We start from the raw sequence: 16354 nt of genomic DNA on the forward strand, positions 1-16354 counted from the left end.
GACGCGCCCATCGCGCCGACACTGGCCGGCGCGACAGGCGATCGCCGTTACTGGTTGTTCTGCCGGTTGAGGAAGCGCGGGATGTCGAGCGGATCGCGGCCACGCGGCGCTTCCGGCTCCTCATCGGCCTGCGCCTTGGCGCCGCGCGCAATGGAGGACATGCGCTCGAACAGGGTGCCGCCTTCGCGTGCGATGCGCGGGGCGGGCGTGGCGGCGCGCGCCGGCTCAGCCGCCTCGGCGGTGCGGGGCAGCGGATCGGCCGCGGGCGGCGGCACGAGCGCGGCGTCGGTGCCGAGGAGCAGCTCGTCAGCCTCTTCCGCCGTGGGCGCTGGAGCGGGTGCAGCCGCAGCTGCCGCGGATGCGACAGCGCCGACCGTCGGCGTCTGCAGCGTGGCGGTGGGCGCAGCGGGTGCCTCCACCGTGCGTGCGGGCGGGGCCGCAGGTGCAGCCGGCGCGGGCGCGGGTGCCGCAACCGGCTCTGCCGAGCGCGGTGCCGAACGCGCGCCGTTCGGGAAGGAGAAGAGCTTGGCCGGCTCCGCCTGCGCGCTCGTCTCCGCCTCGATCCCGGTCGCGACGACCGAGACGCGGATCTTGCCCTCGAGCTCGTTGTTGAAGGCCGAACCCCAGATGATGTTCGCGTCCTCGTCGACGAGCTCGCGAATGTGATTCGCCGCCTCGTCGACCTCCATCAGGCGCATGTCCTCGCCGCCCGTGATGGAGACGATGACGCCCTTGGCGCCCTTCATGCTGACGCCGTCGAGCAGCGGGTTGGCGATCGCCTTTTCCGCCGCCTCGATCGCGCGATTGTCACCCGACGCTTCGCCGGTGCCCATCATCGCCTTGCCCATCTCGCCCATCACCGAGCGGACGTCGGCGAAATCGAGGTTGATGAGGCCGGGCATGACCATCAGGTCGGTGATGCCGCGGACGCCCTGCTGGAGCACCTCGTCGGCCATCTGGAAGGCTTCCTTGAAGGTCGTGTTGGGCGACGCGACGAGGAACAGATTCTGGTTGGGGATGACGATCAGCGTATCGACGTGCTTCTGCAGCTCCTCGATGCCCGCTTCCGCCGAGCGCATGCGGCGATTGCCCTCGAAGGCGAACGGCTTGGTGACGACGCCGACCGTAAGGATACCACGATCGCGCGCGGCCTTGGCGATCACCGGGGCGGCACCCGTGCCGGTGCCACCGCCCATGCCGGCGGCGATGAAGCACATGTGCGCACCGTCAAGCGCGGCCTCGACCTGCTCAAGCGTCTCTTCCGCAGCGGCGCGACCGATTTCGGGACGCGAGCCGGCGCCCAACCCCTGCGTGATCTTGAGGCCGAGCTGGATACGGCGCTCGGCAATGGCGTGGTTGAGCGCCTGCGCATCGGTATTCGCGACGATGAAGTCGACGCCCTGCACGTCGGCGCGGATCATGTTGGCGATCGCGTTGCCGCCAGCGCCGCCGACGCCGATCACGCTGATGCGCGGCTTCAGCTCGTCGACCTCGGGCCGCATGAATTCGATCGTCATGAGCTCACCACTCCTCAATCCGCGCCAAACCGCCGCGCGTCCGCTCCACCTGATTCTGTCAGATGCGGTGTCTGCGCGCGAGCGAAAAGTAAATATTCCCCACAGCTTTGTGCGCCATGTCGGGAGCTGGCTGCGTCAATATCCTGTGCGCACCGCGGCGATCAACCTCTGGATCATGTTGCCGCCGCCGCGCGGGCGGAACACGGTCTGCCCGTCGCGCTGGGGTGCGCGCAGGTCGAGCGGGTTGGCCGCGGCGAACTGGGCGAGCCCGGCGAGCGTCGCGAAGGCAGGTCCGCCATGCGCATCGGGCAGGCCGGCCAGGCCCCGCGGGCGGCCGATGCGGACGGAGCGGCCGAGCAGCCCCTGCGCATAATCGGCAATGCCCTTCAGCTCGGCGCCACCGCCTGTCAGCACCACCTGCCGCCCGACCGGGCCGGTGAAGCCGAGATCCTTGAGCGCGCCCGCAACCGCGCCCATCCAATGTTCCAGCCGCTGGCGGATCACGGAGATGAGCTGCGCGCGGGTGATGCGCGATCCGTCCGATCCGTCCTCGTCACCGCCGACCGCGACCAGCTCGATCATGTCGTGATTGTCGCGCGGGGATGGCGTGGCGGAGCCGTGGAAGCACTTGATCCGCTCGGCATGCTGGCGGCGCGTGCCGAAGGCCGACGCAATGTCGTCGGTAATGTCGGCCGCGCCCATCGGGATGGACGCCAGGCCGACGAGCAGGCCGCCGGCGAAGAGCGACACGTTGGTGACGCCTGCACCCAGCTCGACCAGCGCGACGCCGAGCTCGCGCTCCTCCTCGCTCAGGCAGGCGAGACCCGTGGCGATGGGCGAGGCGACGATGGATTTCACCGCGAGGTGCGCCGAGCGGACGCACAGATCGACGTTGCGGATCGGCGACGGATCGGCGGCGACGACGTGGATGTCGACACCCAGCCGGTCGGCATGGAGGCCGAGCGGGGTCTTGACGCCCTTCAGCCCGTCGAGCGTGTAGAGCGTCGGCTGCGCGTGCAGCACCATGCGCCCTTCTGGATCGATCGAGCTGCGGCCCTCGTCGAGCAGCCCGTCAATATCCGCCTGCTCGATGCGCTGGCCGCCGAGATCGATTTCGACCGAGGCGATGTCGGAGATGAGGCCGCCCGCCGAGAAGCTGACCCAGACATCCTCGATGTTGAGCCCGGCGATCCGCTCCGCCTGCTCCACCGCCTCACGCACGACGCGCTCAGTCACCTCCATGTCCGCGACATAGCCGCGCTTGACGCCGCGGCTCTCGCGCTGGCCGGTGCCGAGCACGATCAGCTCGCCCTTCTCCTCTGGGATCTGCGCGATCAGCGCACAGACCTTGGAGGAGCCGATATCGAGCGCGGTGATGAGGCGATCGGGACGGGGCTGGGCCATGATTATCCTCGGGCGGACGGGCGGGGGCGGATCATCAGATGCTGTCCGCGGGCTTGACCAGCGGGCGGGCGGCATCGTCGGCGACGCGGTGGCCGGGCTCGCGCGTCACGCGGACGACGAACTTGTCGGGCACGCGCATGTCGAAGCGGACGAAACCCTGGCCGAGCAGGCGCGCCTTGCCGTCGAGGCGGACAAATTCGGCGAGCGCGCGGAGCGATGCTTCCTGTCCCTCGGGCAGCGCCAGCGTCTCGCCCGACAGGAAGCGCAGATCCCAGCGGCGGTCACCCACCCAGGTGGCGCCGGCCAGGACGGGGCGGATGGCAGGCTGCGTCGCGACGAGCTGGTTGAGGCCGGTGACGTGGAGATTTGCGCCGGGGCCGATCACCAGCGGCAGGCTGGGCAGCTCCGTCAGGGCCACGGGAGCGATGACGCGCCCGTCCCTGTCGATCAGCGTCAGGCGGCGCTGATGCTGCCAGACGGCGGCGGGGCGGCGCTCGACGATGTCGACCACCAGAGTATCGGGCAGGCGGCGCGAGACGCGCGCATCGGCGATCCAGCCGTAGCGCATCAGCCGCGTGCGAATCTCCTCTAGGTCGACGAGCGGCATGGCGCGCGACTTCTGATCCGCCGCGGCGGCATAGACGGCGCCCCGATCCATCGCGTCGATGCCGCGGATTTCGATGGTGCGGACGCGGAAACCGGCGCGGCCGAGCGCCTCGCCCAGCTCGACGCCGACCATCTGCGGCAGTTTCATCGCGAGAATGCCCGCGATCAGTCCGCCGAATAGCAAGAGCCACAGGCCGATGCCCGCCGCCCGCTTCAGCGCCGCGGCGGGAACGGGCATCGCCGCGACCGCGCGGGCAAGCGCGGACGGGGCGCGCTTGACCGCCGGCCGGCCGCGACCGCGCTGCACGGTGCGCGGACGATTGCGCGCGACATTGCTGCGGCGAATGGTGGCCTTCGCGGTCATGCGCCCTCCCCTGTCAGCGCCTCGTCGACGATCCGCTGGACGAGCTGCGGATAGGTCATGCCGATATGCTTCGCCTGCTCGGGCACGAGGCTGAGCGGCGTCATGCCGGGCTGGGTGTTGACCTCAAGCAGGTAGAGGCCCGCCTCGCCCATCTCCTCGTCCCAGCGAAAGTCCGAGCGGCTGGTGCCGCGGCAGCCCAGCACGTGATGCGCCTTGACCGCCATCGCCATTGCCGCCTCCGCAATCACGGCGGGGATCTGCGCGGGGCAGATGTGCAGCGTGAGGCCGTCGGTATATTTCGATTCGTAATCGTAGAAGCCGGACTTGGGCTTGAGCTCGGTCACCGCCAGCGCACGGTCGCCCAGCACCGCGACGGTCAGCTCGCGCCCCTTGATGAAGGGTTCGGCGAGCAGTTCGTCAAACTCCTGCCAGGGGCCTGCCGTGTCGCGGCCGATGGGGGAGCCGTAATTGCCGCCCTCGGTGACGATCGCGACGCCGACGGACGATCCCTCGTTGACCGGCTTCAGCACATAGGGCCGAGGCAGCGGATCGGCGGCGTAGAGGCTTTCCGAGCCGACCACCATGCCGCCGGGCATGCGGATGCCATGGGGCACGAGCGCCTGCTTGGTCAGTACCTTGTCGATCGCGATGACCGAGGTGGCCATGCCCGAATGCGTGTAGCGCAGGCCCATCAGGTCCATCAGGCCCTGCACGCTGCCATCCTCGCCCGGCGTGCCGTGGAGCGCGTTGAACACGAGATCGGGTGCGGCCTCCGCCAGCCGCGCGGCGACGTCGCGGCCCATGTCGATGCGGGTGACGCGGTGGCCGAGCGACTCCAGCGCATCGGCGACGCCCGCGCCCGAGGTGAGGGACACCTCACGCTCGGCGGACCAGCCGCCCATCAGGACGGCGATGTGGAGGGCGGCGGTCATGCCCCCACCCCCACGCGCTGGATTTCCCATTCGAGCGTCACGCCGCTTGCTGCCTTCACCCTGTCGCGCACCTCCTCGCCAAGCGCCTCGATGTCGGCGCTGGTCGCGCTGCCGAGATTGAGGAGGAAGTTGGTGTGCTTGGTCGACACCTGCGCATCACCCCGCCTGAGGCCGCGGCAGCCGGCCGCGTCGACCAGCTCCCACGCCTTGTGGCCGGCCGGGTTCTTGAAGGTGGAGCCGCCGGTCTTTGAGCGGAGCGGCTGCGAGGCCTCGCGCGCGGCGGCGATGCGGTCCATCTCCGCCTGGATCGCGGCCGGCTCGGCGGGGTCGCCGCGGAAGGTCGCGCCGATCACGACCGCGCCATCGGCCAGGTTGCTGTGGCGATAAGTGTAGCCGAGATCCTCGACCGGCAGCGTGCGGATCTCGCCCGAGCGCAGCACCACCTGCGCCTGGACCAGCACGTCGACCGTCTCGCGGCCATAAGCGCCGCCGTTCATGCGGACGAAGCCGCCGACCGTGCCGGGGATGGAGCGGAGGAACTCCAGCCCTCCGATCCCCGCATCGCGCGCGGTGGAGGAGACGAGGATGCCGCTCGCCCCCGCGCCGCAGCGGAGGCTGGTCTCGTCCAGCCGCTGAACCTGCGCGAATGCCTTGCCGAGGCGGATGACGATGCCCGACACGCCGCCATCGCGGACGATCAGGTTGGAGCCGAGACCGAGCGCCATTACCGGCACGGCAGGATCGAGGCGCGCCAGAAAACCGGCGAGATCGTCCGCGTCCGCCGGCTCGAACAGCCATTCGGCCGCCCCGCCGCTCTTGAACCAGACGAGCGGCGCCAGCGGCGCGGCGTGCGTCAGCCGGCCGCGGACGGGCGGCAGGTCAGGCACGGCAGCGGCGCGGGCGGTGGCGGTCATGCGGCGACGCGCTCCCGCTCGATCGCGGCGGCGAGGCCGGCGGCCCATTTGGTGATGTCGCCAGCGCCCAGGCAGATGACCTGATCGCCCGGCTGGACGATGCGCGCCAGCTCGGCCGCGAGCGCCTCCGGCCCGGGTATCTCCTGTGCGGAGCGGTGGCCGCGCTCGCGCAGGCCCTTGACCAGAGCGGCGGCATCGACGCCCTCGATCGGCGCCTCGCCCGCGGCATAGACGGGCGTGACATAGACCATGTCCGCCTCGTTGAACGCACCCTGGAAGTCAGCCATCAGATCGCGCAGGCGGGTGAAACGGTGCGGCTGCGCAACGGCGATGACGCGGCCCTGCGCGCTCTCGCCGGCCGCCGACAGCACCGCGCGGATCTCGACCGGGTGGTGGCCGTAATCGTCGATGATCGTCGCGCCGTTTACCTCACCCACCTTGGTGAAGCGCCGCTTGACCCCGCCGAACTTGGCGAAACCGGTGCGGATCACGTCGTCCGCCACGTTCAGCTCCAGCGCGACGCCAATCGCGGCGAGCGCATTCTGCACGTTGTGGCGGCCGGGCATCGGCAACTCGATATCCTCGATCGAGCGGGTGGTGCCGTCGCGGTGGCGGATGATCGCCTCGAAACGGTTGCCGCCGGGCACCGGCGTCACGTTGACGCCGCGCACGTCGGCCTGCGCGGAGAAGCCGTAGGTGACGACGCGGCGATCGCGGATCTTGGGCAGAATCGCCTGCACCTCCGGATGATCGAGGCACATCAAGGCCGCGCCGTAGAAGGGCACATTCTCGACGAACTCGACGAACGCCGCCTTCACCGCATCGAACGAGCCGTAATGGTCGAGATGCTCGGGATCGATGTTGGTGACCACCGCGACGGTGCCGTCGAGGCGCAGGAAGCTGCCGTCGCTCTCGTCCGCCTCCACCACCATCCAGTCGGACGCGCCGAGGCGCGCGTTGGAGCCGTAGCTGTTGATGATGCCGCCATTGATGACGGTGGGATCGACGCCGCCCGCATCGAGCAGGGCCGCGACCATAGAGGTCGTCGTCGTCTTGCCGTGCGTGCCCGCGACAGCGACGGTGGACTTCAGGCGCATCAGCTCGGCCAGCATCTCCGCGCGGCGGACGACGGGGACGCGCGTTTCGTAGGCCAGCTCCACCTCCGGATTGCCGCGCTTGATCGCGGTGGAGGTGACGACGACGGCGGCGTCGCCGAGATTCTCCGCGCGGTGGCCGATGGCGACGGGGATGCCCCGCGCGCGCAGTCCCTCGATCACGTAGCCCTCAGCTACGTCGGAGCCCTGCACCTTGTAGCCGAGATTGTGCATCACCTCGGCGATGCCGGACATGCCGATGCCGCCGATGCCGATGAAGTGGATCGTGCCGATGTCGGTCTGCACGCCCCTCATGCCGCCTGCTCCTCGGGGCGGACGGCGCGGAGGCCGACCATCTCCTCCAGCGCCTCGGCCATGGCGCGGGTGGCATCCGGGCGGCCGCACGACTTGGCACGGGCGGCCGCGTTGACCAGCGCGCCGGGTTCGAGCGCGAGCTTCTGCATCTGCTTGGCGAGTTCCACGGGGGTGAAGCGGCTCTGCGGGATCGAGCGGGCGCCGCCTGCGGCGACCAGCTCGCGCACATTGGCGGTCTGGTGATCGTCCATCGCGGTCGGCAGCGGCACGAGGATGGCGGGGCGGCCCGCCACCGTCAGCTCGGCGATGGTCGAGGCGCCTGCGCGCGCGATGACGAGGTGCGCCCAGCCCAGCCGGTCGGGCAGATCGGGCAGGTAGGTGGCGAGATCGGCGGGAATCTCGAGCGCGGCATAGCGCGCGCGCACCGCCTCGATACCCTCGGGCCGGCATTGCTGCGTCACCTGCATGCGGCGGCGGAAGTTGACCGGCAGGAGGCCGAGCCCGTCGGGCACCACCTCCGACAGCACGGTCGCACCCTGGCTGCCGCCTGTCACGAGAACGCGGAACACGCCGTCCTCGGTCAACGCCGGGAAGGGCTGATCGCGTAAGCTCAGCACCACATCCCGCACCGGATTGCCGACGAGGCGGACCTTGCCTTCATGCCGCGGGCGCAGCTTCGCGATCTCGGGATAGGCGGTGAAGATGCGGTCCACCTGCCCTGCGATGAAGCGGTTGACGCGGCCGAGCACGGCATTCTGCTCGTGCACCGCGGTCGGCACCTTGTCGGCAAAGGCGGCGAGCATGGCGGGCATCGCCGGATAGCCGCCGAAGCCGATCACCGCGGCCGGGCGGAACGTGTCGTAAAGGCGGCGCGCCATGTCGCGCCCCTCCCAGATGGCGCGGCCGGCCTTGGCCCAGCCGATCGGCCCGCCCGCGATGCGGCCCGCAGGCAGGACATGCGTCTGCACGCCGTCGAACAGATTGGGGATCTTGGCCCCCCGCTCGTCCGTCACCAGAGCGACGCGGTGGCCGCGCGCGATCAGCTCGAGGCCCAGCGCATGGGCGGGCACCATGTGGCCGCCGGTGCCGCCGGCCGCTAGAACGAAATGCAGGCTCTTGGGCCGCGGGCTCATCGGCCACTCCACGTCACGACATAAGGGGAGCGCGTCAGATACGGGTTCCGGCGCGTGAACGCCAGCAACAGCCCGAAGCCGACCGACAACGCGATCATCGACGAGCCGCCATAGGAGATGAAGGGCAGCGTCATGCCCTTCGACGGCGCGATGCCGACGTTCACCGCCATGTTGATCAGCGCCTGCAACCCGAACTGGACGACGAGGCCGGCGGCGGCGAACAGCAGGAACTCGTCCTTCTCGTCGAGCAGCTTGATGAACACGCGGACGACGATGGCGAGATAGAGGAGCGCAATGGCAAGGCAGGCGAGCAGGCCGAACTCCTCGCCGATCACCGAGAAGATGTAGTCGGTATGCGGCTCGGGCAGGCGGAACTTCATCGTGCCCGCCCCAGGCCCCATGCCGATCAGCCCGCCATTGACCAAAGTGTTGTGCGCCGAATCCATCTGGTAGGTGTCACCCGTGCCTGTCAGGAACTTGTCGATGCGCGCGGTGGCCACCGGATAGAACAGATAGGCCGCGACGATGCCGCCGACGCCGGCAGCCCCCAGCGCCGCCAGCCACTTCATCTGCACGCCCGACAGCATCAGCAGCGACAGCCAGATAGACAGGAAGATCACCGTCTGACCGAAATCGGGCTGCTTCATCAGCAACAGCGCGACGCAGCCGGTGAGGCCGGCGGTCAGCCAGACAACGGGAAGCGACTTGTCCCGCGCGCCGAGCGAAAAGATCCAGGCGAGCGTGACGACGAACAGGGGCTTCAGGAACTCGGACGGCTGAAGCTGCGCGAAGCCCGCACCGATCCAGCGCCGCGCGCCGTTCGCCTCGACCCCGACGAAGGGCACGAGCGCGAGCAGCAGCAGGAAAACGCCCGCGCCGATCACGGCGAAGCGCCGCGCGGCTTCCTTGGGCAGCATCGACACGGCCAGCATCACCGGCAGGCCGACACCCAGCCAGACGAGCTGGCGGTAGAGATAGTAGAGCGGCGGGAAGGTGACGCTGCCCCCCGAATAGCGCACCGCCGCGGCGGGCGAGGCGGCGGCGACCGCGATCAGCCCGATGCCGATCAGACCGGCGACGAGCAGGAGCAGGACGCGGTCAATCTCCCAGAACCAGGTGCCGAGCGCGGAGCGATCCCCTCGGCCGAACCGCGCCGGGCGCGGCTTGCGCTTGGCACGGGAGACGACGGCGGTGGCGGGGCTGGCGGACCTAGCCATCGGGCAATTCCTTCACGGCTGCGCGGAACGCGTCGCCACGCGCCTCATAGTCCCTGAACTGGTCGAAGCTGGCGCAGGCGGGCGAGAGCATCACCACCTCGCCGCTTCGCGCCACCTGCGCCGCGGTGCGGACCGCCTTCTCAAGGGTGCCGCTCTCGGTGACGGCGATGCCGTGCGGGCGCAGGATATCGGCGAACATCGGGCCGGCATCACCGATCGTGTAGGCGGCGGCGACGTTCTTGAGGAAGGGCAGACAGGCATCCAGCTCGCGCGTCTTGGCGAGGCCGCCGAGGATCCAGTGAATGTCCCGGTAGGCGCCGAGCGCCGGGGCGGTGGCGGTGCTGTTCGTCGCCTTGCTGTCGTTGACGTAGAGCACGCCGGCACGCGTAGCGACACGCTCCATGCGATGGGGCAGGCCGGGGAAGGTGCGGAGGGCTTGCTCGACCGCTTCGTCGGCGATGCCGAGCGCCCGGGCTGCGGCGACGGCGCAAGCAGCGTTCTGCGCATTGTGCGGACCCTGCAATGCAGGCCACTCGGACTGGTCCGTGATGCTGGTCGACGACACCTCGACCAGTGCGCCCTCTCGTGCGGCAGCGATCCGCCTGGTTTCGTCATCTTCCGTTGCGATCACCGCGGTACCTGCCGACATGTCGAACAGCCGCGCCTTGCTCGCCGCATAGGCGTCGAACCCATCATAACGGTCGAGGTGATCGGGCGTGATGTTGGTCAGCACCGCCACGTCGCAGTCCAGCGTCCGCGTCAGGTCGATCTGATAGCTCGACAGCTCCAGCACATAGACGCCGCCCTTTGGGAGCGGATCGCGCGAGAGGATGGGCAGGCCGATATTGCCGCCCATCAGCGTCGGCAGGCCCGCCGTCTCGCAGATGTGGTGGATCAGCGCGGTGGTGGTCGACTTGCCGTTGGTGCCGGTGATTCCGACCACCTTGTGCGGCGGCAGCGACGCACGGGCTTCGGCGAACAGCTCGATATCGCCGATGATCGGCACGCCTGCCGCCGCGGCGCGGCCCGTGATCGGGTGACGGTTGAGCGGCACGCCGGGGGAGACGACCAGCGCGTCGAAGCCGGCGAGATCGATCTCCATCGGATCGCCGAGCGCGGCGATGCCCTCGACCGCTGCGCGCTTCGCTTCATCCGCGTCCCACGCGACAACCTCAGCGCCCGAGGCCGCCAGCGCCTCCACCGTCGCGAGGCCCGACCGGGCAAGGCCAAGCACCGCGTAGCGCTTGCCGGAAAAGGCGGGGGAGGTGATCACCGCAGCTTCAGCGTGGCAAGGCCGGCAAGCGCCAGCACGAAGCTGATGATCCAGAAGCGGATCACGACGGTCGGCTCCGACCAGCCGAGCTGTTCGAAATGGTGGTGGATCGGCGCCATGCGGAAGATGCGCTTGCCCGTCCGCTTGAAGAAGAAGACCTGGAGGACGACGGACACCGCCTCCAGCACGAACAGGCCGCCGACCACCGCCAGCACGATCTCGTGATGGCAGGCAACCGCGATGGCACCCAGCACGCCGCCCAGCGCCAGGCTGCCCGTATCGCCCATGAACACCGCGGCGGGCGGCGCATTGAACCACAGGAAGGCGAGGCCGCCGCCGATGATCGCCGCGAGCAGGATGGTCAGGTCCCCCGCCCCCAGCACGTGCGGGATGCCGAGATATTCGGCGAACTTCGCATTGCCGACCAGATAGGCGATGGCCATGAACGCCAGCGACGCGATGACGACAGGCATCGTCGCGAGGCCGTCGAGCCCGTCGGTCAGGTTCACCGCATTGCCGAACGCGACGATGACGAAGGCGGCGAAGACGACGTAGAACGGTCCGAGATCGATCACGGGCCCGTTATAGAAGGGCACGTAGAGCTGCGTGCCGTTGCCATCGAGGATCAGCCAGCTGGCGAGCCCGGCAATGGCGAATTCGAGCAGCAGCCTGAGCTTCGCCGGCACGCCCTTGTGGCTGCGCTTGGTCACCTTGTCGTAATCGTCGAGGAAGCCGATCAGGCCGAAGCCCAGGAGCACGAACAGGCACGCCCAGGTGTAGCGATTGCCGAGATCCATCCACAGGATCATCGACGCAATCACCGCGGTCAGGATCATCAGCCCGCCCATGGTCGGCGTGCCGACCTTGGCGAGGTGGGTCTGCGGCCCGTCCGTCCGGATCGGCTGGCCCTTGCCCTGGCGGACGCGCAGCCAGCCGATGAAGCGGGGGCCGAGCAGCAGGCCGATGATCAGCGCCGTCATCACCGCGCCGCCCGCGCGGACGGTGACGTAGCGGAAGAGATTGGCGATGCTCTCGAAGTGGAGCAGGCTGGCGAGATAATAGAGCATCAGATGGCCTCGGCCGGAAGCGGTCGGGTCAGCGCCTCGACGAGCCGCGACAGGCGGACGCCGTTCGATCCCTTGACGAGCAAGGCGTCGCCCGGAGCCAGGATCGGCCCGACATAGGCCAGTGCCTCGTCCGCGCTGGCGACATGGGCGACGTGGAGCGGATCGTGGCCAAGCGCATCGGCGAGCGGCGCCATCTCCGCGCCGACCAGCACCACCGCCTCGATCCTTGCGGCAATGAGCGCATCGCGCAGGCCGGCATGATAGCGCTGGGAGTGGTCGCCCAATTCGCGCATCTCGCCCAGCACGGCGATGCGGCGGCGGGCGGGTTCGGTGCCGAGCAGCTTCAGCGTCGCCGCCATCGAGGCCGGGTTGGCATTGTAGCTTTCATCAATCAGCAGCGCCTCACCGCCCGCGACGGGGATCGACAGGCGCGCACCGCGGCCGGGCAGACCCGGCAGATCGGCCAGCGCGAGGCCCGCGGCGGCGAGATCGCCGCCCGCGGCGTGGACGGCGGCGAGCAGCGCCAGCGCGTTCGACACCCAGTGATCGCCGGGCGGCGCCAGCGTGAAGGTCAGCTCCGCGCCCGGCAGGACGGCGGTGACGAGCGTGCCGCGGGGGCCCGCAATCGCCTCACGCGCGAAGACATCCGCCGTCTTGTCGCGGCCGAACGTCCAGACCCGGGCCGCATGTGCGCGTGCCTTGGCGAGCAGCGCGTCGCGGTGCGGGCTGTCGTGCGGCACGATCGCGGTGCCGCCCGGCTCCAGCCCTTCGAAGATCTCGGCCTTGGCCTGGGCAATCTCGGCCTCGTCGCGGAAGAAGCCGGCATGGGCGGGGGCGATGGCGGTGACGATGGCGATATGCGGCCGGACGAGGCGGGTCAGCATCGACAATTCGCCGGGATGGTTCATGCCCATCTCGAACACGCCGTAGCGGCTGTCCGCCGGCATCCGCGCGAGGCTCAAGGGCACGCCGGTGTGATTGTTGTAGCTCTTGACCGAGCGGTGGACCTTGCCCGGCGCGGAGCGGGCGAGCGCGGCGGCCAGCGCCTCCTTGGTGCCCGTCTTGCCGACCGAACCGGTGACGCCGATCACCGTCGCGCCCGTCCGCGCGCGGGCGGCACGGCCGAGCGCGTCGAGGGCGGCCGCCGTGTCGGGAACGAGGACGTGGGGATGTGCGACCGTCTCGGAGACGATCGCGCCCGCTGCCCCTTGCGCGAAGGCACCCTCGACGAAGCGGTGGCCGTCCGTCGCCTCCCCCTTCAGCGCGACGAACAGGTCGCCCGCGCCGACCTCACGCGAATCGAAGGCGACCCCGCTTGCAGCGAAGTCGGCAGAGGCGGTGCCGCCGGTTGCCGCGGCGATGTCGGTTGCGGTCCAGAGCGTCGTCACGCCGCGCACTCGCGTGCGACCTGGACGTCGTCGAACGGCAGGACGCGGTCGCCGACGATCTGGCCCTGCTCATGGCCCTTGCCGGCGAGCAGGACGATATCGTCCGCCCCCGCCTCGGCGATGGCGGCGGCAATCGCCTCGCGGCGGCCGCCAATCTCGGTGGCGCCAGGTGCGGCGGCCATGATGGCGGCGCGGATCGCGGCGGGATCTTCGGAGCGCGGATTGTCGTCAGTCACGATGACGCGGTCGGCAAGGCGGACGGCGGCGGCGCCCATCTCCGGCCGCTTGCCCGTGTCACGGTCTCCACCTGCGCCGAACATGACGATCAGCCGCCCCTTGGCGTGCGGCATCAGCGCCTCGATGGCGGCGACCAGTCCGTCGGGCGTGTGCGCATAATCGACATAGACCGGCGCGCCCGCCTGGGTGATCACCGCCCGCTCCAGCCGCCCGCGCACCGGCGCGACGCGCGCCAGCCGCGCCAGCACGTCGGCAAGCGTCCCGCCGGTCGCCAGCACCAGCCCGGCCGAGACGAGCGCGTTGGCGGCCTGGTAAGCGCCGATTAGCGGCAGCTTGACCGTGTGGCGGCCGCCTTCCGCCTCGATCGTCAGCGTCTGGCCGAGCTGCGTCGGCTCGCGCGCGACGAGCTTCAGCCCCGCCCCTTGCGTGCCCACCGTCAGCAGCTTCAGCCCGCGTTCGGCCGCCAGCTCGATCACGCGCGCGCTGGCCGGATCGTCGGCCCAGACGACGGCGGTGCCGCCGGGCTCGACCACCTCGGTGAACAGGCGCAGCTTGGCCTCGAGATAGGCCTCCATCGTGCCGTGATAGTCGAGATGATCGCGGCTGAGATTGGTGAAGGCGGCAGCGGTGACGGGCAGCCCTTCCGTGCGGAACTGCGACAGGCCGTGGCTCGACGCCTCGAAGGCGAGATGCGTCACGCCCTCCCGCCTGAGCCCCGCGACGTTGGACAGGAAGGTGGCGATGTCGGGCGTGGTCAGGCCGGTCGACACCTGATCGTCGGCAGTGGTGACGCCGAGCGTGCCAATCGACGCGGCGTTGGCGCCCGCCATGCGCCACAGCTGGCGGGTGAGTTCCACGGTCGAGGTCTTGCCGTTGGTGCCGGTGACCGCGACCACCGTTTCCGGAAACGGCGCGAAGAAGCGGGCGGCCGCCTGCGCGAAGGCGCGGCGCGGCTCGGGATCGGCGATGTGCAGCGCGCCGGCGACAGCCGCCTCCGGCCGGGCGACCACCGCCACCGCGCCCCGCGCCACCGCCTCCGCGATATAATCCTCGCCATTGGCGCTCAGGCCGCGAAAGGCGCCGAAAACGGTGCCCGGCGCCACCTTGCGATGATCGATGGCGAAGCCGGTGATGCGGGTGTCGGGCAGGCCCGCGGCGAGCCCGAGATCACTCAGCCGCATGGCCCTTGGCTCCCTTCGGTTCCCACAGCAGCGGCAGCAGCTCGCTCTCGTCCACGTCGCGGCGCTCGTCCGGGATGACGCCGAGCAGCGGCCCGATCCGCGCGACGACGCGGCTGATGACGGGGCCGGACACCCACGCGGCGGTGGTGAAACCGAACGTGTCGGCGGTGCCCTTGGGACTGTCGAGCATGGCGATAACCACATAGCGCGGGTGATCCATCGGGAACACCGCCGCGAAGGTGGAAACGTTGACGCGGCGGTTATAGCCGCCGGCCTGCGGCTTCTCCGCCGTGCCCGTCTTGCCGCCGACGCGCAGGCCCGGCGCATCGGCGCGCTTGCCCGTGCCCTTCATCACGACGAGCCGCATCAGCTGCCGCATTCGCGCGCTCGTCGCTTCCGAGATGACGCGCGTGCCGGGAACGGGCTTGTCCTGCTTGATCAGGGTCGCCGGGCGGAGCGTGCCGCCGTTGGTCAGCGCGGCATAAGCGAGCGCGAGGTGCAGCGGGGTGACCGCGATGCCGTGGCCGTAGGCGACCGTCATCGTCGTCGTCCGCGCCCAGAAGCCCGGCCACAGCGGCTTGCCCGCAGCGGGCAGCTCGATATCCACCTTCCGGTCGAAGCCGAGCTTGTGGAAGAAGGCGCGCGTGCGCTGCGGCCCAAGCTCGTCCGCCAGCCGCGCGGTGCCGATGTTGGACGAGTGGACGAGGATCTCCGGCACGTTCAGCCAGCGCTTTTCCGGATGGTCGTCCCGGATGCGGAAGCGGCCGACCTGGAGCGGCACCGTCGCGTCATAGCGACGCGCCATCGAGGTGACGGTGCCGCTCTCCAGCGCGTTGGCGACGGTCAGCATCTTGAAGGTCGAGCCGAGCTCATAGACGTTGGTCACGCCCTTGTTGAGGAACGTCTCGTAGGGCGTGCGGCCGGTGGCGTTGGGGTTGAAGCTGGGCAGGCTGGCCATCGCCACCACCTCGCCCGTGTCGACATCGAGGACGAGGCCCGACGCGCCGATCGCCTGATGCTTAACCATCGCGGCGGTCAGCTCCGTCTCCATCGCGGCCTGCACGCGGCTGTCGATCGACAGCGCGGCCGGCTTGTCGCGCAGCGCCGGTGCGGTGAGGCGGCTGTCGAGCACCTTTTCCATGCCGGCGGCGGCATTGCCGTTCTGGTCGATCCAGCCGAGCACGTGGCTGGCGAGCGTCGCCTGCGGATAGAGCCGCTCGGGCTCGCGCGCGAAGACGATCGCCGGCTCACCAATGGCGTTCACCGCGCGCACCAGCTCAGGCACGGCGCGGCGGCGGAGATAGGCGTAGGTCTTGTCGGCGCTGAGGATAGCGAAATATTGCTCGCCCGTCTTCTCCGGCATCAGCTCGGCCAGCTGCGCCGCGATCACGCGCTTGTCGCCGATCACCTTGCGGGGATGCACCGCGATCGACCACGCATCGATGGTCCGCGCCAGCACCACGCCGTTGCGGTCGACGATGTCGCCCCGCTGGGGGATCAGGCCGGCCCCGCCCGACGAGGCTTGCGGCCGATCGGTGAAGATGGACAGATAGGCCAGCCGCAGGCCCACGATCGCGGTGACGCCGATGAAGATCAGCATCATCACCATGAGGCGGAAATGCGCGAGCGTCAGCGCATCGGCCCGGTCGGCGGCGAGGCGCGCAGGGACGGGTCGGGCGGTCTGCGGATTGAGGGCGGCGTGGATCACCGGG

Annotated in this window: 13 protein-coding genes; all 13 read right to left on the reverse strand. The window is 70.0% G+C overall.

Features of this window, described 5'->3' with window-relative positions; all coding sequences use genetic code 11:
* Window positions 1-47: 47 nt before the first annotated feature.
* The 13 genes from ftsZ to BM360_RS17560 all read right to left on the reverse strand — a co-directional run bounded on the left by ftsZ (window position 48) and on the right by BM360_RS17560 (window position 16350).
* Window positions 48-1517 carry a cell division protein FtsZ gene (gene ftsZ / locus BM360_RS17500; protein ID WP_093316636.1) on the reverse strand — a complete coding sequence of 490 codons (1470 nt, stop codon included), beginning with the start codon at window positions 1515-1517 and terminating at the stop codon, window positions 48-50.
* Between the two features lie 135 nt (window positions 1518-1652).
* The gene (ftsA, locus tag BM360_RS17505) at window positions 1653-2921 is read right to left on the reverse strand and encodes a cell division protein FtsA (protein ID WP_093316638.1); all 1269 of its coding nucleotides are present in this window, start codon (window positions 2919-2921) and stop codon (window positions 1653-1655) included.
* A gap of 34 nt (window positions 2922-2955) precedes the next feature.
* The gene (locus BM360_RS17510) at window positions 2956-3891 is read right to left on the reverse strand and encodes a cell division protein FtsQ/DivIB (protein ID WP_093316641.1); all 936 of its coding nucleotides are present in this window, start codon (window positions 3889-3891) and stop codon (window positions 2956-2958) included.
* Window positions 3888-4823, reverse strand: a complete 936-nt coding sequence (locus BM360_RS17515) for a D-alanine--D-alanine ligase (protein ID WP_093316645.1) — start codon at window positions 4821-4823, stop codon at window positions 3888-3890. The genes BM360_RS17510 and BM360_RS17515 overlap by 4 nt, the downstream gene beginning before the upstream one ends.
* Entirely contained in the window at window positions 4820-5737 is a 918-nt protein-coding gene (gene murB / locus BM360_RS17520; protein ID WP_207544638.1) for a UDP-N-acetylmuramate dehydrogenase, read from the reverse strand. The genes BM360_RS17515 and murB overlap by 4 nt, the downstream gene beginning before the upstream one ends.
* Entirely contained in the window at window positions 5734-7146 is a 1413-nt protein-coding gene (gene murC / locus BM360_RS17525) for a UDP-N-acetylmuramate--L-alanine ligase (protein ID WP_093316648.1), read from the reverse strand. Before murC ends, murB begins: the two co-directional genes overlap by 4 nt.
* On the reverse strand, window positions 7143-8279 hold the full coding sequence (gene murG / locus BM360_RS17530; RefSeq protein ID WP_093316650.1) for an undecaprenyldiphospho-muramoylpentapeptide beta-N-acetylglucosaminyltransferase: 1137 nt from the start codon (window positions 8277-8279) through the stop codon (window positions 7143-7145). Before murG ends, murC begins: the two co-directional genes overlap by 4 nt.
* Entirely contained in the window at window positions 8276-9496 is a 1221-nt protein-coding gene (locus tag BM360_RS17535) for an FtsW/RodA/SpoVE family cell cycle protein (protein WP_093316654.1), read from the reverse strand. The genes murG and BM360_RS17535 overlap by 4 nt, the downstream gene beginning before the upstream one ends.
* Window positions 9489-10769, reverse strand: coding sequence for a UDP-N-acetylmuramoyl-L-alanine--D-glutamate ligase (murD, locus tag BM360_RS17540; RefSeq protein ID WP_093316657.1), 1281 nt, complete (start codon window positions 10767-10769; stop codon window positions 9489-9491). The genes BM360_RS17535 and murD overlap by 8 nt, the downstream gene beginning before the upstream one ends.
* A complete protein-coding gene (mraY, locus tag BM360_RS17545) occupies window positions 10766-11836 on the reverse strand; it encodes a phospho-N-acetylmuramoyl-pentapeptide-transferase (protein ID WP_093316660.1) in 1071 nt (356 codons plus the stop codon). Before mraY ends, murD begins: the two co-directional genes overlap by 4 nt.
* The gene (locus BM360_RS17550; RefSeq protein WP_093317408.1) at window positions 11836-13224 is read right to left on the reverse strand and encodes a UDP-N-acetylmuramoyl-tripeptide--D-alanyl-D-alanine ligase; all 1389 of its coding nucleotides are present in this window, start codon (window positions 13222-13224) and stop codon (window positions 11836-11838) included. The genes mraY and BM360_RS17550 overlap by 1 nt, the downstream gene beginning before the upstream one ends.
* Entirely contained in the window at window positions 13221-14642 is a 1422-nt protein-coding gene (locus BM360_RS17555) for a UDP-N-acetylmuramoyl-L-alanyl-D-glutamate--2,6-diaminopimelate ligase (RefSeq protein WP_093316663.1), read from the reverse strand. The genes BM360_RS17550 and BM360_RS17555 overlap by 4 nt, the downstream gene beginning before the upstream one ends.
* Window positions 14629-16350, reverse strand: a complete 1722-nt coding sequence (locus tag BM360_RS17560; protein WP_479725490.1) for a peptidoglycan D,D-transpeptidase FtsI family protein — start codon at window positions 16348-16350, stop codon at window positions 14629-14631. Before BM360_RS17560 ends, BM360_RS17555 begins: the two co-directional genes overlap by 14 nt.
* Window positions 16351-16354 lie beyond the last annotated feature (4 nt).

The organism is Sphingomonas jatrophae (assembly GCF_900113315.1).
GTDB classification, from domain to species: Bacteria; Pseudomonadota; Alphaproteobacteria; order Sphingomonadales; family Sphingomonadaceae; genus Sphingomonas_P; species Sphingomonas_P jatrophae.